The organism is Pelorhabdus sp. sgz311002 (assembly GCF_056134285.1).
The window spans coordinates 39,142-56,589 of the sequence record NZ_JBWBCL010000017.1 but is presented as its reverse complement, the minus strand read 5'-3'; the positions used below and the strand labels follow the sequence as shown (position 1 = coordinate 56,589).

Annotated in this window: 16 protein-coding genes, 1 tRNA gene and 1 other RNA gene; 4 read left to right on the top strand and 14 right to left on the bottom strand. The window is 45.3% G+C overall.

The window, feature by feature from the left end:
* Window positions 1-129: 129 nt before the first annotated feature.
* The 8 genes from AC0NJP_RS17830 to AC0NJP_RS17795 all read right to left on the bottom strand — a co-directional run bounded on the left by AC0NJP_RS17830 (window position 130) and on the right by AC0NJP_RS17795 (window position 5,252).
* The gene (locus AC0NJP_RS17830; protein ID WP_474041063.1) at window positions 130-408 is read right to left on the bottom strand and encodes a pro-sigmaK processing inhibitor BofA family protein; all 279 of its coding nucleotides are present in this window, start codon (window positions 406-408) and stop codon (window positions 130-132) included.
* 73 nt (window positions 409-481) lie between these two features.
* Window positions 482-790, bottom strand: a complete 309-nt coding sequence (locus AC0NJP_RS17825; RefSeq protein WP_474041062.1) for a DUF2508 family protein — start codon at window positions 788-790, stop codon at window positions 482-484.
* 102 nt (window positions 791-892) lie between these two features.
* Window positions 893-1,489 carry a recombination mediator RecR gene (gene recR, locus AC0NJP_RS17820; protein ID WP_474041061.1) on the bottom strand — a complete coding sequence of 199 codons (597 nt, stop codon included), beginning with the start codon at window positions 1,487-1,489 and terminating at the stop codon, window positions 893-895.
* 3 nt (window positions 1,490-1,492) lie between these two features.
* Window positions 1,493-1,819 carry a YbaB/EbfC family nucleoid-associated protein gene (locus AC0NJP_RS17815; protein ID WP_474041060.1) on the bottom strand — a complete coding sequence of 109 codons (327 nt, stop codon included), beginning with the start codon at window positions 1,817-1,819 and terminating at the stop codon, window positions 1,493-1,495.
* Window positions 1,820-3,586, bottom strand: a complete 1,767-nt coding sequence (gene dnaX / locus AC0NJP_RS17810) for a DNA polymerase III subunit gamma/tau (RefSeq protein ID WP_474700675.1) — start codon at window positions 3,584-3,586, stop codon at window positions 1,820-1,822. It abuts the gene before it with no gap.
* A gap of 189 nt (window positions 3,587-3,775) precedes the next feature.
* Window positions 3,776-3,875: signal recognition particle sRNA small type (ffs, locus tag AC0NJP_RS17805), an RNA gene on the bottom strand.
* 105 nt (window positions 3,876-3,980) lie between these two features.
* A tRNA-Ser gene (locus tag AC0NJP_RS17800) sits at window positions 3,981-4,070 on the bottom strand.
* 57 nt (window positions 4,071-4,127) lie between these two features.
* On the bottom strand, window positions 4,128-5,252 hold the full coding sequence (locus tag AC0NJP_RS17795; protein WP_474700674.1) for a GGDEF domain-containing protein: 1,125 nt from the start codon (window positions 5,250-5,252) through the stop codon (window positions 4,128-4,130).
* A 176-nt stretch (window positions 5,253-5,428) separates the two neighbouring features.
* Here AC0NJP_RS17795 and menA point away from each other — a divergent pair, with 176 nt between their 5' ends.
* The gene (menA, locus tag AC0NJP_RS17790; protein ID WP_474700673.1) at window positions 5,429-6,325 is read left to right on the top strand and encodes a 1,4-dihydroxy-2-naphthoate octaprenyltransferase; all 897 of its coding nucleotides are present in this window, start codon (window positions 5,429-5,431) and stop codon (window positions 6,323-6,325) included.
* Between the two features lie 90 nt (window positions 6,326-6,415).
* Window positions 6,416-7,660, top strand: a complete 1,245-nt coding sequence (locus tag AC0NJP_RS17785) for a M20/M25/M40 family metallo-hydrolase (RefSeq protein ID WP_474700672.1) — start codon at window positions 6,416-6,418, stop codon at window positions 7,658-7,660.
* Window positions 7,661-7,831: 171 nt separating this feature from the next.
* Here AC0NJP_RS17785 and AC0NJP_RS17780 read toward each other — a convergent pair whose 3' ends face one another.
* The 3 genes from AC0NJP_RS17780 to AC0NJP_RS17770 all read right to left on the bottom strand — a co-directional run bounded on the left by AC0NJP_RS17780 (window position 7,832) and on the right by AC0NJP_RS17770 (window position 10,996).
* Entirely contained in the window at window positions 7,832-7,984 is a 153-nt protein-coding gene (locus AC0NJP_RS17780; protein ID WP_474041055.1) for a hypothetical protein, read from the bottom strand.
* A 222-nt stretch (window positions 7,985-8,206) separates the two neighbouring features.
* Complete coding sequence (locus tag AC0NJP_RS17775) at window positions 8,207-9,610, bottom strand: lipase family protein (protein WP_474700671.1); 1,404 nt, start codon at window positions 9,608-9,610, stop codon at window positions 8,207-8,209.
* Between the two features lie 99 nt (window positions 9,611-9,709).
* Window positions 9,710-10,996 carry an MFS transporter gene (locus tag AC0NJP_RS17770; RefSeq protein ID WP_474700670.1) on the bottom strand — a complete coding sequence of 429 codons (1,287 nt, stop codon included), beginning with the start codon at window positions 10,994-10,996 and terminating at the stop codon, window positions 9,710-9,712.
* A gap of 567 nt (window positions 10,997-11,563) precedes the next feature.
* Between AC0NJP_RS17770 and AC0NJP_RS17765 the strand changes: the two genes are divergently transcribed.
* On the top strand, window positions 11,564-12,148 hold the full coding sequence (locus AC0NJP_RS17765; protein WP_474700669.1) for a DJ-1/PfpI family protein: 585 nt from the start codon (window positions 11,564-11,566) through the stop codon (window positions 12,146-12,148).
* 21 nt (window positions 12,149-12,169) lie between these two features.
* Window positions 12,170-12,862 (top strand): TerC family protein, encoded by a 693-nt coding sequence (locus tag AC0NJP_RS17760; RefSeq protein ID WP_474700668.1) that lies wholly within the window; start codon window positions 12,170-12,172, stop codon window positions 12,860-12,862.
* Window positions 12,863-12,929: 67 nt separating this feature from the next.
* On the opposite strand, the gene AC0NJP_RS17755 is transcribed toward AC0NJP_RS17760, so the two are convergent.
* The 3 genes from AC0NJP_RS17755 to AC0NJP_RS17745 are packed head-to-tail and all read right to left on the bottom strand — an operon-like array spanning window position 12,930 to window position 17,384.
* On the bottom strand, window positions 12,930-16,031 hold the full coding sequence (locus tag AC0NJP_RS17755; RefSeq protein WP_474700667.1) for an efflux RND transporter permease subunit: 3,102 nt from the start codon (window positions 16,029-16,031) through the stop codon (window positions 12,930-12,932).
* Window positions 16,028-17,155: an efflux RND transporter periplasmic adaptor subunit gene (locus AC0NJP_RS17750; protein ID WP_474700666.1), complete on the bottom strand. Its 1,128-nt coding sequence runs from the start codon at window positions 17,153-17,155 to the stop codon at window positions 16,028-16,030. Before AC0NJP_RS17750 ends, AC0NJP_RS17755 begins: the two co-directional genes overlap by 4 nt.
* A gap of 25 nt (window positions 17,156-17,180) precedes the next feature.
* Window positions 17,181-17,384 carry a hypothetical protein gene (locus AC0NJP_RS17745; protein ID WP_474041048.1) on the bottom strand — a complete coding sequence of 68 codons (204 nt, stop codon included), beginning with the start codon at window positions 17,382-17,384 and terminating at the stop codon, window positions 17,181-17,183.
* Window positions 17,385-17,448 lie beyond the last annotated feature (64 nt).

Sequence of the window (17,448 nt, the reverse complement as noted above, 5' to 3'; positions counted from 1 at the left end):
ACCGTTTCGCCTTCGTTTTTAGAAGCGATGATTCTTTTCTGTTTTCGTGTCGCTCAGCGGCGACTTGTATATAATAGCACAGCAGATTCACTTATGTCAACACTTTTTCGCAAAGTATTTTTAAGTTTTTTACAAAATGAATAGCTTGGCCAAAATTAATAGAATAATACCTGGTATCCCTAAAAATCCAGCAATTAATGCCGTAATAGGATTCAATGCCAAGGTAAACCCAAAGTGAGCACCGACGAAGTTAATTACATAAAGCATAATGCCACCGATAATTGCATTGTAAATCAGTTTAAAAACCAATCGAAGCGGCATGAGGAAAATCTTGCCAATAAAAAAAATCAAAGCAATGCCAAATAAATAGGCTAAAGCAACATTGAAATCTAATCCGAGCGCAGCCATGAACTCACTTCCCTCGCTATTTTATCTGCTTGTTACTATTGTAGCGGAGAAAGTGTCTTCTGTCACCTTTCTCCTAATACTTCCATGGCGGAGAAATCTTTTCAGCGAAATCTCGCAGAACGGCCGTTTGACTAATCGGCAACACACACAACCCCTCCAGGCGGGCCTGCTTTAATAAGTAGCGGTATTTTATTTCAGCTGCTTTTATTGAAAAAATCGCATACTCAGTCAAATCCGGGTCATGAACAAATTCAAAATACCTTTTTGCTCGTAACCATTCCTCTTTAGCGCCTGCCAACAACCTGACCTCATCAAGCAAAGGATTCTTCCTCGGCTGCTTCAATTCCAAAAAAACAAGAATTCTTTCCCACCAAGCTTTCATGGCACCCCCTCCTGCTACACTATATGGTCAGCACGTCCTGATTATACATTCGGCACAAAAATAAACCTCAGGGCTTCCTTATAAATGGAATCCCTGAGGTTTTTACATTTCACGTCGATTTTCCAGCGCCTTTGATAAGGTCATTTCATCAGCATAATCAAGATCGCCGCCAACAGGCAGGCCGTGAGCAATACGAGTGACTTTAATCCCCAGCGGTTTTAGCAAACGCGATAGATAAAGTGCTGTCGCCTCGCCTTCCACATCAGGATTTGTCGCCACAATGACTTCTTGGAAAGATTCCAGCGAAAGCCTAGCTAACAGTTCTTTGACTTTGATTTGTTCGGGGCCAATCCCTTCTAAGGGGGACAAAGCACCGTGCAATACATGGTACTGACCATGATACTGCCGCGTCCGCTCCATAGCCCCCACATCACGCGGTTCTTCTACAACGCAAAGAATTTGTTTCTCTCTAGACTCATCCTGACATAACAGGCAAGGGTCCTGATCCGTCAAGTTATAGCAACGTGAGCAGTAGCGAATTCTCTCTTTTGCTTCCATAATCGCCTGTGCCAAAGCAAGAGCCTTTTCCTTATCGACAGCTAAAATATGATAAGCCAGACGGGTGGCAGTTTTCTGCCCGATGCCCGGCAATCGTCGAAACTGTTCCACAAGTTTGGCCAGAGGAGCCAGTTTTTGCATGTCTTACAGCATTCCCGGCGGTAAATTCAACCCGCCAGTCAATTTACCCATTTCCTGCGCCATCATATCATCGACCTTTTTCAAGGCTTCATTAACAGCAGCTGTAATAAGATCTTCCAGCATTTCAACATCTTCCGGGTCAACTGCCGAAGGATTGATTTTAATGGATTGAATTTGTTTTTCCCCTGTTACAACAACAGTAACTACCCCGCCGCCGGCAGAAGCCTCGAGCGTACGCTTTTTTAGTTCATTCTGCAGTTTGCCCATTTCAGCTTGCAATTTCTGCACCTTTTTCATCATGGCACCCATATTGCCCATGTTTCCAAACATCTAGTGATCCTCCTTAGGGTTTTCTTGTTTTATAACTTGACCGCCAAACATTTGCTTGGCCTTGATTAAAGCCGGATGATCCTCCTGCGGTCCAACATCCTCTTGCGGCTTATCAGCAGCAGGCGCCGACTTAACGGGTACAGCTGCCTCACTTTGCAAGACACAGCGAAGGACGATAGGTCGCCCAGCTCTTTGGCCTATGATGTTCTCGATAATCGAGCGATAATCCTCTTTTTGCGTCCGATCTTTCGGAAAAGCCGAGGCAAAAGCTATGATAGCGCCTTCTTGACTCACTTCAACTAGTTTCCCCTGAGCCACGCAGGCATGAACCGATCTTTTCCCCTGAGCGATTAGTTCTTTAAGCACACTATCCCACAAAGCGTCCAAATTATGCAGGTCAATAGGCTCCGCCACTGAAACCGTTTCTTTTGGCTGTGCTTTTGCCTTAGGCTCAATTATTGGGGCAACAGCAGGCAAATCAGCCGAATTAGAAACAAATTGCTTTTCTGCTACAGCCGCTCGCTCCGGCGTCTGACGACTAAGCCCAGCGTCGATCGTCTGCTTTTTGCTACGCGACGAAAAACCGGACTGACTCTGACGAACTGTTGGCGTACTTTCGCCACCGTGGTTATGCAAAGCTCTTTCTAATTCTTCAACCCGGGCCACAAGCCCAGCCAAAGTTTGCTCTTTCCGACGACACAGCGATAAAAAGGCCATCTCCGCATCAAGACGCGGCGTATTCGATCGTTTCGCCCGTTCCCAAGCCTCCTGACACTTTTCAATAACCTGTATGACTTCCTCTTGCGTAAAGAGTCGACCAAGTTCAACGAGATGGTCTCGATTCCCACCGAAGTGATCGTCAAGCATCTGCGGTGCTGCTTGATATAACAGCAAATTGCGGGAGTACACTGCTAGTTCGGCTAATAATTGACGTACATCCTTACCTGCCGTCAAAATTTGATCAAGCGTTAAAAAAGCAGCTTCCATCTGGCAGCTGGCAATCTCTCGTAGCAAAGAATATATCCAGTCATCACCGATTAGGCCTAATAAATTCCGCACATCCTCTGGTAGAATTTCTCCATCCACCATCACACTGCACTGATCGAGAACACTTAAAGCATCACGCAGTCCACCTTCAGCATGAACCGCAATCAGTTTGAGCGCCTCATCATTCACGGCAATAGCGCTTTCTTGCGCCACATAACGCAAGTGAGACATTAAATCAGTCACTTTAATTCGGTGAAAATCATAGCGTTGGCATCGCGAATGAATGGTAGCAGGAATCCGATGCGGCTCCGTTGTGGCTAGAATAAACACCACATGAGCCGGAGGTTCTTCCAGTGTTTTTAACAGCGCATTGAATGCTTCTTGAGTCAGCATATGTACTTCGTCAATAATATAGACTTTATAGCGGCCTTCCGCCGGTGCAAATTTAACGGTTTCACGCAAATCGCGAATCTCGTCAATTCCACGATTGGAAGCAGCATCAATTTCAAAGACATCCATTGAGCTATTCTGATTAATCTTTTCACAGTTGGAACATTCATTACAGGGATTCGCTGTCGGTCCATGCTCACAATTTAAAGCTTTGGCTAAAATCTTAGCAGTACTTGTCTTGCCTGTACCGCGAGGCCCGGTAAACAGATAGGCATGAGTGGTCTTCCCTGTCTCAATGGCATTTTTTAGAGTTTGGCTGATATGTGTCTGGCCCACTAATCCGTCAAAATTATAGGGCCGCCACTTGCGGTATAAAGCCACATAAGCCATAGGAACACCTCCTTCTTACTACTGAAACCGTTTTTTCTTTCTTCGCGTTTATTTCTCAGTTTTCCTCTCTAAACGGAAATTTACTCCGTCTAGCGAAGACAAGTTATTTTCATTGATAAAATAAAAAAACAGCCAACAAGGCTGTCTCTTTATTTTGCGACCGCTATTTTTAACGTCGGACTACGATCCCTACAGCAGGCACCCTTGCGGCACATAACAGGGATCACTTATCGCTGCTTCCTTCCGGACCTGACGAGGTTCATGAGCTGCCATTGCGCAAGACCCGCCATAAAAACCGTAGCCCGACCTTAAAAATAACAAGCCGTCTCTCATTAGGCTAAAAAAGCCTTTATAAATTATCAGCGATAACTTATCAAGGCTCACTTTGTAAATATGGCGGAGAGAGAGGGATTCGAACCCTCGGTAGAGTTTCCCCTACACACGCTTTCCAGGCGTGCTCCTTCAACCACTCGGACATCTCTCCGTTTGCTCTACAGACGCAAGTAATATTATATAGCACAAAAATCAAAAATGCAATAGGTTATTTAAAATTTTTACAGACAACTTGATTCCTACCTCGCTGCTTTGCCAAGTATAGTGCCTGGTCAGCCCGCACCAGTAAATTCTTTAATTCCAAACCATCGGCAGGCACCACCACCGTCAGTCCAATGCTAATCGTAAGCATTGGGGAAACTGGGGAAAAGGGGTTTCTAATCTCTTGCTGCACCACAGTTTTTCGTACTTTTTCTAAAATATCATACCCATCAGCCATAGAGACCTTTGGCAACATGGCTACAAATTCTTCACCGCCATAGCGAGCAAAAAACCCATCATAGGGCTTTAACACTTTGCGAACAGTTCGAGCAATGCGCTGCAGACAGCGATCCCCTTCGACATGTCCGTTCAAATCATTATAATACTTAAAATAGTCGATATCGATCATGGCTAATGCCAGCGGCTGGCGCTGCCGTTTTGCCTTACGCCAGGCATTTTTCAAATAATCATCAAAACTACGCCTATTAGGCAGACTTGTGAGACTATCGATCGAAGATAAACGCTTCAAACGCTCCATGACTGCTTTATGATACAAAGAAGAATAAATATAAGTCAGCTTGCTAATTGATTCTGCCGTAGCCGAGCGTGGCGGACTGACTAAAACAGTAACATTCGGCGGCAAATCCGCACCAAAGCGAGTATACAAAGCGCTGCCAGGACCAACATAGGCAATGCCGCCAATAATGCAAGTTGCACCTTGCAATAAAGCAACAGCCCTTTCATGATCGATCTCATCATAGGGGAGAATTTTATAGTGCAAATTATTCAGTTCATAGCGAGTAATCCGATCCACTAAAACGCGCGTTCCTGAAACACTATTATTAAAGATAAGAACCTTTTCCCCAGCGTCAATCCGACTCAATCGCAAAAAATATTCCGTAGGCGAAACTAGAGTTAACGCAGCTACTTTCTCCGGGCCAAAGGCCATTTCCATTTCTTCTTTACGATTAATTAAACAGACATATAAGTCAGCTGGCGGCGCCTGCCGATAGTTGGTCACATCAGCCGTCATAATACGAGCGCCGCCACCAATAGCTGATACGACGACCTGTTTAATTTCTGTTACATTTGCTGCGTTGGCCCCAATCACTAAAATTTTAATGGCTGCCACAATTATGCTCTCCTTAGTCCACGGCGATTTCACTTATTATTATTAATTTTCCCGCTTTTTTCGCAATTTCCTGCCCTTTGCTACTGAAAATCCCCCTAAAACTGGTTAACAGGATTTCATCGAAGCAGCACGAATTTATTATTGTGATTATGCCCATAGATCATAAGGAGGTTACTATGAAAGCCTGGTTTCTCGCAATTCGCCCTTGGACGCTAACGGCATCGCTCGTACCGATTTCTCTCGGCACGGCCCTCGCCTTTACAGAAACAAAACTGTTTCTTTGGACTCATTTTTTTGCTGCCCTTGGTGGCGGTATGTTACTGCAAATCGGCGCCAATCTTTTAAACACTTACAGTGATTATGTAAAAGGCGTCGACACCATCGCCTCCGCTCACAGCTGTCCGCAATTAGTTACCGGCACAATGACACCACAAGCCATGCAACAAGCTGCTCGTTTAGCAGTGGCCCTTGGTACGCTGTTCGGTCTTTGGCTAACCTATAAGTGTGGTTGGCCGATTGCGCTCTGCGGCTTGATTGGTATAATTGGCGCCTATACCTACACTGGCGGACCTCTCCCCTATAAATACCGCGGTCTTGGCTCCATTTTCGTATTTTTTCTGATGGGACCGCTCATGGTCTGGCCTGCCTATTATGTGCAAACAGAAGTGCTATCCTTCTGGCCAATCATCGCTTCGCTTCCCATATCCTTTCTCGTTGCCGCCATCTTGCACGCCAATGATCTGCGTGATTTAGAAGATGACAAAGATGCGGGCATTCAAACCTTGGCGCTCTTTCTTGGCTTAAATCGGGCCATGGCACTTTACTTCTTCCTATATTCCGCAGCATTCCTCTCACTTGCCGCACTCATTGCTGCTCAGTTGCTACCGTTAAGCGCCGCTTTTACATTTCTCTTGGCGCCACTGGCAATCAAAGAATTGCACAGCGCCCGACTCGCCTGGCTGGGTGATCGGACACGCATGATTTTTCTCGTGAAAAATACAGCTTCCTTCCACGGAAAACTGGGCCTCTTATTAGCCTTTTCAATTTTTCTTCACAACTTCAATTCCTTGTAAGCTGCTTATAAAAAGCAGCTTTCTTTTTTTGCCAAAAATGTGAAAATCAGCTTATAATAAAAGAAGTCTTAGTCTGCAAGGAGGATCTCCATGAGCTGTTATACCGTATCACCAGAGGTAGCTTCCGTATACACCAAGTTAAAGAATGATCCCAGTATCACCACAGGCATCGCTTTTTTAGAAAGCGACGCCACACAAACAGTCGCTAATCAAAAGACCTTAACGGAAATTGCGGCGCCCCCCTTCGCGGAATCAACTCGCGCCGCTTATTATTTAAGTCAATTGAAACAATTAGGACTAACAGACCTACAATCCGACTCCGAAGGAAGCGTCTTTGGCACCTATAAGGGCTCAGGTCAAGGACCAACCCTATTTGTCTCAGCCCACCTTGATACAGTTTTTCCCGCTGATACAGACGTAACGGTCAAAGAGATTGACGGTCGTCTGTATGCGCCAGGCATTGCCGATGATGCTCGCGGCCTTGCCGCCATTTTAACAGTCATCCGTGCGCTGCGCCAAAGCAACATCGCCACAGAGGGCGATATCATTTTTGGCGGAACAGTAGGTGAAGAAGGTCTCGGTAACTTACGCGGCGTAAAAAACTTCTTTGCACAACAAAAAAACATCGATGGGTTTATCACCATTGACGGAACAAGCCCGAATCACATCACTTACCTGGCTACAGGCAGCCGTCGCTATGAAATCATTTATCACGGCCCTGGCGGCCATAGTTTCAATCACTTTGGGCAACCCAGCGCCACCCATGCTCTGGGGCGAGCCATCTCTAAGATTGCCAATCTCGTACCGCCGACAACACCTAAAACAACTTTTACAATCGGCACAATCACTGGCGGTACCTCCATTAACTCCATTGCCGAAGAAGCCAGTATGACTGTCGACATCCGCTCTGACAGCGAAGCAGAATTGAAGAAACTAGAAGAGAATATTATTGCCTTTGCGGATAAAGCTGCCGTAGAGGAAAATCTCCGTTGGAACAGCCAAGACCTTACTGTCCAGCTTAAACTCATCGGCGACCGCCCTGCCGCCAGTCAACCAAAAGATTTGATGATTGTCCAAAGCGCGTGGGCTGCTGCCGACGCCTTGCAGTTAAATCCCGCTTTAAGTTCAGCTGGCAGCACCGATGCCAACTACCCAATGAGTTTGGGAATTCCTTCGCTGCGTCTGGGCGGTGGCGGCGAAAGCGGTCAAGGCCACTCGCTTGGCGAATGGTTCGACCCTACTAACGCCTTTTGGGGTCCTCAAACGATTTTTCTTACCGTACTTGGCCTCGTAGGTGTAAAAGATTTAACGGCCCCGCTGCTACCGCACCGTTAATAATCCAAACCTTACGTATACAAAGAAGCCGGACGACAGAATCTTTCTGTCGCCCGGCTTTTTCCATAGAATCCGCTCCAAGCAGTATCCTTAGATTTTATAAACCCCTCACATCAGCTACGCACAAGTTTTCTTTGCAGCAGCAAAAAAGTTCTATATTGAAATTTTAGTCTAAAAGATATTTACATTGATGGGTAGGTCTTTCGCATCGGCAAAGACTGTGCAGAATTCATCTACATAATGGGGATCAACAAGATATATCCCCTTCGCATCTTCGACCCACTTGGAACGTCCTTGCAAATCATGAATTGTATAGATTGTCATGTTCATCCCGCCTTTCAATTTATATTGATCTTCTTTCCTTACTTTTATAATAGACCAGTCGTCTATAAAAATCAAGACAAATTTTTATAAAAAAATAGACTGTCTCACTTAGCGAAAAAATCAGCATACATTGTGGTTTAATTTACGTACTCCTCACAACATATGGTAGAAACTTCTCGCACTGAAACAGCCCATTTCTCAAAACTTTATCAATACTTTTTCTTACGAGGCTCGGTCAATCACTTCTTGATATTTTCCCCGCACATCCTTTACTGTTTGAAAAAAGACCTCTAACGGCGTAAGCTTTTCCGTACTGGCGCTCAGCATGTCCTGACGCAATAGCTTTGCGTCAAAAACCCGATAAAAGCGTTTTTCAACAGTCATATCATACGTATCAGCATTATCTTTGGAACGTTTGGCAACAAGTTCTGTAACTAACACATAGTCACAACCAGCTTCACGGGCTGCTATAATTGCCGCCTGATCCGACGAAGCCGCCTCCCCAAGAAAATAGCTTGGTAAAAACCGACTTGCTTCTAATTGCAGCATTTCTACCATATAAGGCTGCTCGCTCTGTAATTTTTCCGGTAGCGCGGCGCGAAGTGACGCAACATACACAAGCGGACTGCCCGCCACAGTTCGCTGCTTAGGATAAAGCCTTCCCGCTGTAACAGCCGCTTGTGCTCTAGCATCAAAATAACGCTTCAACGCAAGATCCATATACAAAGTAATGTCATGAGGCGAATAAAAAAAATAATCGGGAACATCGAAATGCAACTCACGACCAAACTGAACATAGCCGCCAGGAATATCCCTAAGAACAGTTGGAACTGGATCACCTTGCATGGTCACGCGTAACAGCTTAAGTTTAGACCCTATTATCCGCTTGAAACCCTCATTGCCTACTGCTGGCGCACCAAAAGTAATCACGCGAATCTGGCTTGGCTGTATGCCATCAGCAATCATTTGCGCACCGCCTAGAGTAGCCACGGCGCCGCCTAAACTATGGCCGACAAGATAAAGCTTTTGATCAGGATGATCTTTTAGATCTTGCAAAATGTCATTAGCCGTTCCAAGGGTCTGACCAAAGCGAGCTTTTTCCGCCGTCTGCTCATATTGATAAAATCCCTCATGGACAAGGGGCTCATCATTTTCCCCCTTAGCCGCATTAGAGTTAAGGGTCTTATAAGTTTCTGGGGCAAAAGGGATCTTGCCCCAACGTAAGTCAACACTAATATCTGCACTATTTTCCGTCCCGGTAACAGCAATTAAGTAAAAGGGTCTAGTCTCGCCGGGAAACTGTTTTTTGGCAAGGAAGAACCGCGCATCAGCGTCTTTTCCTTTATGCTCATAGGGAATAATATCCCAGCCTTCTTCTTCTAGGGCTTTTATCGCCATAGACCCATAGCGGTCATGGTAAGCTGCCAAACAAGCGGCAGCGGCAATAAACGTTTCGTGAGCCTCAATATAGTTTTTTAAATCCTCTTTTTTTTCTACTTTCATGAGTTTTGCCGGATTTTCATCAAAGACAAGTTTCGCCCGCTCGGCGCTAGCAGCAGTCGGCAAAAGCAGTAAAACACAAAGGACTACAAAGATCTTTTGCCGCCAAAAACAGACCTTACCCATGGCACCACCTACTATCGCAAATTTATTTTGCCTATAGTATATCACACTATTGACTCGATAGTCAGACGATTTGTGTTAAATAAACCTCCCTAATACAAATCAGATTTCGACAGGTATAGAATGGGTCTCACGCGAATCACAAAGCGGCATGTCTGGCTTAACGGCCAGCCAAGCAACTACGCCAACTAAGGCAAGCGCCGCTGTATTTAAAATAGCCGCCTGCCAACCGTAATTGGTAGCAATCCAGGCCGTCAATAAAGGCGCCGCCGCTCCACCTAAATTCCCCCACAAATTCATCCAGCCAGAAACGGATCCAGAATACTCACCGCCAATATCAATACAGGCAGCCCAAGAAGAACTGAAGGTAAGACCTAGCGAACCTAGCGACAAGGTAAGCCAAAAAAGATTCCAAAAGGGACTTTGCGCCAGTGCTCCAAGATATAGGGACAAGCAACAAAAAGCGAGACCGAAAGCAGCAAAGATTGTCCGCGACTTGGTTTTTGATACTCCAGCCACGACAAGCTTATCACTCATAACACCTGTCGATAAAGTTACAATACATAATGCAATCCAGGGAAGCGATGCGGCAAACCCCATGCTAGTAAGAGAAAATCCTCTGGCTTCCATCAGATATAGCGGCAGCCAAGCTAAAAAAACGTACATAATATAGTCAGTTACGAAAAATTGGATACCAATAGCCCAAAACTGCGAGGACGTAAAAAAGTCCTTCCAGGGAGCTTTTCGCTCTGAAGTGTTTTTCGTTTCTCTATCACCTTCAATATATTGAGCCTCAGTCGGACTCACAAAGCGGCTGTCGCGCGGTGATTCTCTGACAAAATACCACCATAATGCCGCCAACAACAGCCCCATTAAGCCAAACAAAACAAAAACAGACCGCCAACCCAGTTGCAGCATCAGGAAAACTGTAACAGCTGGACCAATTACCGGACCAATAAACATACCGCTGAGAAAACAAGCTGAACCGCGGCCTTTTTCGTTTACAGTGAACCACTTATAAATAAACCGGCCAAAAGAAGGAGCCAAGGGTCCTTCGCCAATGCCAAAAAAAACGCGCATGGCGGTAAATGAAACGAAGCTGTTACAAAACCCCGTTAACGATGTAAACAGTGACCAAAAAGCAACGGCTACCGTAACGACAGAGCGACAACCAAAACGTTCCGCTAACATCCCTCCCGGAACCTGCATACAAGCATACCCCACAAAGAAAGCCGTCTGAAGCGCCCCCATATCGAGCTTACTAAAACCGAACTCCTGCATAATCGCTGGCGTTGCCACAGACAAGTTTACCCGATCCATATACGAAATAAAACTAATTGCAAACATAATTAAAGCTAAACGCCACCGAAAATTTGTACATTCTTGCATGTTCTCTCCATCCCTCTCATGAATTAATCATTCCGTGCCAATTTTGCCAAAAGACCTTCTCTTTTTCTTCGTACCAAACGGTTAGGGTGTTTGGACTTCAAAGAAAAGAGAAGGTCTTCGTAAATCAAAAAACCTCTTGCCTCAGTAAGAGGCAAGAGGTTACTCTCGCGATACCACTCTTATCATATCTATTCGCTAAAAATAGATATATCTCATCAGGTCTAACAACCCTAGCAATATAACGGTTGCACTCATAAAGAGCCGTTCCGGCGCAGCCTACTTAAAGTTCAGCTTTGCAGTTCAGGAGTGACGATTGTACTGTTTAGCTGCCGATTCGCACCAACCATCGGCTCTCTGAAGCTTACTAGGTACAACTATTTCCTTCATAACTTTTAAAAAAGAATTATGAAATTGTCTTTGAAAAATTGTAACATTGTAATTTACTATTACAGTATACAAATTTACAAATATTTTGTCAAGACTCTTATGAATCTCTAGCACTACTTATTCTGACTGCTGTATACTAAGATTGTAAACTTATATATTACACACACTAAGGAGCTGACAATGATGCTTACTATTGGCATACTTATTTTTCCGCAAGTAGAGGAACTAGACTTTATTGGCCCTTTCGAAGTATTAAGTTATGTAAATAAAATCCGGCCTGACAGCGTAAAGGTTCTCACCATTGCCGCTGAAAAAACACCACTACACGCTTTCAATGGCTTGCATATTATTCCCGATGAAACGCTTGCCTCCTGTCCCATCCTTGATCTGCTTGTAATTCCTGGCGGCAAAGGTCGCATCACTGCGATGAAAGATCAGGAACTGCTTGCTTTTATTCAGTCGCAAGCTAAAACGGTAAAGTATCTTACTTCCGTTTGCACTGGTGCTTTTTTTCTAGCCGAAGCTGGTTTGCTAACAGGAAAAGCGGCGACAACCTATCATACCGCCTTCGACGAATTAAGCCGCTATTCTGTTCAGGTTTTAGATCAGAAAATTGTTCATTGCGATAAGATCATCACGGCAGGCGGTGTCAGCTCCGGTCTGGAACTTGGTTTCTATCTGCTGAAACTGCTCTTTGGCCGAGAAGTTGCTTTAGAGGCTGCCAGAAAAATAGAATATAACCTTGATGTGTCCCTGCTTGACTAGATAAAACTGGAGGTGCTGCTTATGGAGAGTCTTTTAACAAGTGGTGCATTGCAAGATTTAGCTGCTATTGTGTTTATTGACTTGATTCTTGCGGGTGACAATGCGCTAGTCATTGCCTTAGCCGCCCGCAACCTTCCCGCGCAATATCAAAAGAAAGCGATCTTCTGGGGAACCCTAGGCGCCATTGTGATTCGAGCCATCTCGACCTTGCTGGTTGTCTGGCTGTTACAGCTTCCTGGTCTGATGATTCTTGGCGGTCTTTTACTGCTACTAATTGCCTACCAGCTTGTCACTGATACAAAAACTCACGAAGTTTCAGCAGCGCCAGACTTCATAGGCGCAATCCGTACGATTATCATTGCCGACGGCGTCATGGGCATTGACAATGTCCTAGGGATTGCTGGCATTGCTAAAGACAGCATAAGCACTGTCATTGTGGGCATTCTCATTACGATCCCAATTATCGTCTGGGGAAGCACCTTCTTTATTCAGTTAATTGAGCGCTTTCCACTGCTGCTTTACGGCGGCAGCGCTATTTTAGCCTGGACGGCCGGTGGTTTATTCTTCAGTGACCCGCTCACGGTAAAGTTTGCACCACAAGCTCTGCTCACCCAAGAAACTCTGACAAGCCTCATCATCACAGCTATCATCCTAGCTTTAGCTTGGCGAAAAAACGCTAAGACAATTGCAAGAAACAAAAAAGAACAAAAATAGCAAAGAAGGCAGTCCGGCTAAACACTACGGACTGCCTTCTTTATAACTGGATCAGGCCTGCCAGGTCCTAAGCGTTCAAGGTGGAGTTATCTGTCCCTGTCGCCTTGCCTGTAGATGGTAACTCTACTTTATACCAAGTCGCATACAAGACAGGCAATACAAGCAGTGTTAACACAGTAGCGCCAAGCAGACCTCCTGCAATCGCTACTGCCATGGGCCCCCAGAAAATACTTGATACAAGGGGAATCATGCCCAGAATCGCAGCTGCCGCTGTAAGCAAAATAGGCCGGAAACGAATCACCGTGGCATTAATAATGGCATCCCACAAGGATTCGCCTGCCGCCAGCAGTTGATCAATCTGATCCATCAAGATAATGGTATTACGCATAATGATCCCTGATAGAGCCAATATACCTAGTTGCACGACAAAACCCATCGGACTATTGGTTAGCAAAAGTCCGAAAGCTACTCCAATAATTCCTAGTGGCGCCGTCAAAAGAGTAAGAATCATTTTAGGAATGTTCTGCAACTGAATCATCAAGAAAATCATAATAGCTATGATCATCATTGGCACTGGTTCAGAAAGAAACTTCGCCGCCTTGATGCTCGACTCTTTGGAGCCGTCGTATTCTATTTCATAGCCTAAAGGCAAATTCGCCCGCAAATCCGCCAGATCCTTATAAATCTGCTCAGCCACATCATCGCCAGTAGCACCAGGCCTAGTCTCAGCCTGAACTATGATCATGGGCTTCAAATCACGGCGATAAATCAGCCCTTCTTCCGCATCGAAAGAAATTTTTGCAATCTGCTCAAGCGGTACATATTTGCCATTGCCAATATAAACGGTAGTATTTTTCAATCGTTCAGGATCATTGCGATCCTGTCCATCAAACCGAAAGACCATGCTGACCGTCTTATCTTTCTCGCGAAACTCAGTAATTGGCGCTCCTGACAGCTGCGCCTGCAAGGAGTTTGCTAAGGACTGCGTTGTAACGCCAAGCGCTCTAGCCTTATCTTGATCAATCGTTAAGTGCACAATCTTACTTTTTTCCACCCAATTTAAATTTGTATTTTTCACATTGGGATTTTGGGCCATAATTTGTTCCATCTGCTGGGCAATTTCTCGCACCTTGTCAACATCATAGCCTTTTACGCGAAGCATAACCGGATAATCGGCCGAAGGTCCGTTCGCAATCACTTTCGTATGAACACGAACACTAGGAAACTGCTGCGCCAAATTCTTCTCCAGCTTCACCCGTAAGGCATCACGCGATTTTGCGTCTTTGGCTACAATTACAAACTCGGAAAAATTCGGTTTGTTAAAAGTCGGATCAAAACTCAGCACAAACCGTGGCGCTCCTTCGCCAACATGATACGTATAGTAAGAGATATCGCTCTCGCCTTCTAAGGACTTTGCGACCTGACTGGCTACGTCTTCCGTGTTTTTCAGCGAAGCGCCTTCTTGCAGCTTCAACTGCAAAATCAGTTCCGGCCGGGTAGAGCTAGGGAAAAATTCCTGTCTAACAAATCCGAGAGCGCCCACAGCCACAAAAAAAACAGCAACAGTCGCAACAAGAACCGTTTTGCGATGATACAAGCACCAAATGAGAACTCGCTTAAAGGCGCGATAGAGTTTCGTATCATAAATATCATGCTCATTTGCCGCGTTTGCCGCTGAATGCGGCTTAACCCTGATAAAGAGATAGCCGAGCAGCGGCGTTACTGTACCCGCAACAAGCCAAGACGCCATCAAGGCAATCGCAACGACCGTAAAGATGGTCATACAATACTCTGAGGCGCTCCCTTTGGCAAAGCCAACTGGAATAAAGCCAGCACAAGTCACAAGTTCCCCAGTCAAGCGGGGATAGGCTGTGGAAGAATAAGCAAAGCAGGCGGCGTTAAAGCGACTCCAGCCCTGCTCCAGTTTTACCACCATTGTCTCAATCGTAATAATCGCATCATCCACAAGCAACCCTAAGGCAATGATTAAAGCCCCAAGCGAAATACGCTGTAAGTCAATCCCGAAAAGATTCATGCAGGTAAACACCACAGCGATCACCAAGGGAATGCATAAAGCCACGATGATGCCTGACCTCATGCCCAAACTAGCAAAGCTAACGGCAAGAACAATAATAATCGCTTCAGCAAGCGACTCGACAAATTCATCAATCGAGGTTTCCACCACTTTGGGTTGATTGACTGTTTGATGAATTTCTAGTCCTGCTGGTAGCTCTTTTTTAATTCTCTCCACTGTTTTTTCTAAAGTTTCTCCCAATACAAGCACATTGCCGCCTGGTTCCATCGCTAAAGAAATTCCGATAGCTGGCGTACCATTATAGTAAAATTTAGGATCGGTCGGTTCGGCGTAAGCCCGGCTTATTTTGGCAATATCGCCAAGACGAATCGTTTTACCATTGGCTTGAAGCGGCGTATTGCGGATATCATCAAGATTTTCAAACATACCGGTAATGCGTAAATATAGGTTGTCAGAAGCAGTTTCCAACATTCCTGAAGCATTCATAGCATTTTGCGCCTGTAAAGTGGACGTGACAAGGCTAGGGGTAATTCCGAGCTGCGCCATTTTGTCATTTTCAATTTCAATATAAATTTTTTCCGTCTGCACTCCCAGTAGGTTTACTTTTTTTACGCTGGGGACATCCATTAAAATGCGACGGACTTTTTCCGCTTTTTCCCGCATTTCCTCATAAGTATAGCCATCGCCAGTAAGAGCGTAAACCACGCCGTAAACTTCATCAAAACGGTCATTAAACTGTGGCGCCATGACCCCTTCCGGCAAAGTGGAAACAATATCATTGACCATATTCCGGGCTTCCAGCCATTTGCCGCGAATTTCCGCCTTGGGTACCGTATCTTTTACGTTGACGTAAATTACGCTATATCCTGGAGCGGAATAACTCTGAAGATAATCAAGCCCTGGTAAATCCTGTAGTTTTTTCTCCACTTTATCAGTGACCTGATCCTCGATCTGCCTAGCTGTAGCTCCCGGCCAAGCCACAGTGACAACCATTTGTTTAATCGTGAAATCAGGATCTTCCATGCGCCCTAAATTCTTATAGGAAACAAACCCAGCAATAAAAAACAAAGCGATAAAGAAATAAATGAAGTGCTTGTGATTTAGCGCCCATTCCGTCAAATTAAAATTCTTCACAGCGAATCACCGCCTGCTTTAACCTGTTGTCCTTCTTTGAGCTTATGAACGCCAGCAGTTACAATCTGCTCCCCTGCTTGCAGTCCGCCAACGACTTGAACAGTGCCATTACCAAAGTTGCCAATCTGAACTGGACGAAGCGTTACAATATCATTTTCCACCACCCAAACCTTGGGAGTATCACCATCTTGGTAAATTGCGGCAAGCGGAACCGCTACAGTCTGTTGCACCGAATCACCTAGAATCGTAACAGCCGCCGTCATGCCCAGCTTCATCGCTTCCGGTGGATTGGTAACACTAATACGCACTTTAAAAGTCCGCGTTGTTGGATCAGCCATTGGTGCAATTTCACGAACTTGTCCTGCTGCCGTAACACCAGGAAGCGCCCAGAAAGAAATTTGAATCGTTCCGGCGCGCCGCAGCTCTTCCACACGATTTTCGGGTACACTAATTTCTATTTCGCGTTCGCCGTCCTGTACGACTGTAACCACAACCTGTCCAGCACTCACGACTTGTCCGGCTTCCGCCGTAATGGCTGATATAACGCCAGATTTATCCGCCTTCAGATAGCTATAATCTAACTGATTTTCGCCTTGGACATATTGCGCCGACGCTTGCCGTACTCCGGCAACCGCCACGTTATAAGCATTCACATACTGGTCATATTGCGCGCGGCTAATCGCGCCTTTATCTAAAAGCTGTTGGTAACGATTCAAATTACTTTCCGCCAAAACCCGCTGTGACTCAGCGGAGTAAACTTGCGCCGAACTGCTGTTAACAGTCTGCTGCAAATCACGGCTGTCAATCTGCATGAGTATATCGCCAGCCTGAACGGCGCTGCCAAGTTGCACATTCCGCTTGATAATCTTGCCGTTTACTTGAAAGGCAAGCTGACTTTCATAGCGCCCCTTCACTTCACCGGCATAAGTATAGCCTTGCGCCGCCCCATTCTTACCAATCACGGCAGTACGGACAACTACAGCCTCTTCGCTTACAACTTGAACTTGCTTATGCTGGGACCACCAAAAGAACCCGCCGCCAATTATGCCTAACCCAATCACCCCTGCGCCAATGACCGAAAGGCGTTTTTCCTTCTTTAATACTTGTAAAAAATCTAAATTCATGATTCCCAGCCCCTCTATTTATGTATTATAAATCTGATAAAAACTGTGTTGCCGCTAGCTCATAGATAAATACCTGAATCTTTGTTGGCAATTGTTTCAGTTCAATTCGTCCGACGCAGCGTCCCTCCCATTCCCATGTCGTTTTAATATCTAACACAAGCGTCTCAACTTTGTCTAAAGGCAGATCTAAATCAGCTGTAACAGGAATTCCGGCAATGACGGTAGACATCTTTTGTACCTCCTCTATTTTCTTGTCGTAATGCAACAGGTCAAGTTTATCCATTAATTATTTG

Excerpts from the sequence above, each read along its gene's own strand:
- AC0NJP_RS17775 (WP_474700671.1), bottom strand. The coding sequence starts at position 9,610 with ATGGGTAAGGTCTGTTTTTGGCGGCAAAAGATCTTTGTAGTCCTTTGT.
- recR (WP_474041061.1), bottom strand. The coding sequence starts at position 1,489 with ATGCAAAAACTGGCTCCTCTGGCCAAACTTGTGGAACAGTTTCGACGA.
- AC0NJP_RS17765 (WP_474700669.1), top strand. The coding sequence starts at position 11,564 with ATGATGCTTACTATTGGCATACTTATTTTTCCGCAAGTAGAGGAACTA.
- dnaX (WP_474700675.1), bottom strand. The coding sequence starts at position 3,586 with ATGGCTTATGTGGCTTTATACCGCAAGTGGCGGCCCTATAATTTTGAC.
- AC0NJP_RS17815 (WP_474041060.1), bottom strand. The coding sequence starts at position 1,819 with ATGTTTGGAAACATGGGCAATATGGGTGCCATGATGAAAAAGGTGCAG.
- AC0NJP_RS17780 (WP_474041055.1), bottom strand. The coding sequence starts at position 7,984 with ATGACAATCTATACAATTCATGATTTGCAAGGACGTTCCAAGTGGGTC.
- AC0NJP_RS17750 (WP_474700666.1), bottom strand. The coding sequence starts at position 17,155 with ATGAATTTAGATTTTTTACAAGTATTAAAGAAGGAAAAACGCCTTTCG.
- AC0NJP_RS17770 (WP_474700670.1), bottom strand. The coding sequence starts at position 10,996 with ATGCAAGAATGTACAAATTTTCGGTGGCGTTTAGCTTTAATTATGTTT.
- AC0NJP_RS17830 (WP_474041063.1), bottom strand. The coding sequence starts at position 408 with ATGGCTGCGCTCGGATTAGATTTCAATGTTGCTTTAGCCTATTTATTT.
- AC0NJP_RS17825 (WP_474041062.1), bottom strand. The coding sequence starts at position 790 with ATGAAAGCTTGGTGGGAAAGAATTCTTGTTTTTTTGGAATTGAAGCAG.
- AC0NJP_RS17785 (WP_474700672.1), top strand. The coding sequence starts at position 6,416 with ATGAGCTGTTATACCGTATCACCAGAGGTAGCTTCCGTATACACCAAG.
- menA (WP_474700673.1), top strand. The coding sequence starts at position 5,429 with ATGAAAGCCTGGTTTCTCGCAATTCGCCCTTGGACGCTAACGGCATCG.
- AC0NJP_RS17760 (WP_474700668.1), top strand. The coding sequence starts at position 12,170 with ATGGAGAGTCTTTTAACAAGTGGTGCATTGCAAGATTTAGCTGCTATT.
- AC0NJP_RS17745 (WP_474041048.1), bottom strand. The coding sequence starts at position 17,384 with ATGTCTACCGTCATTGCCGGAATTCCTGTTACAGCTGATTTAGATCTG.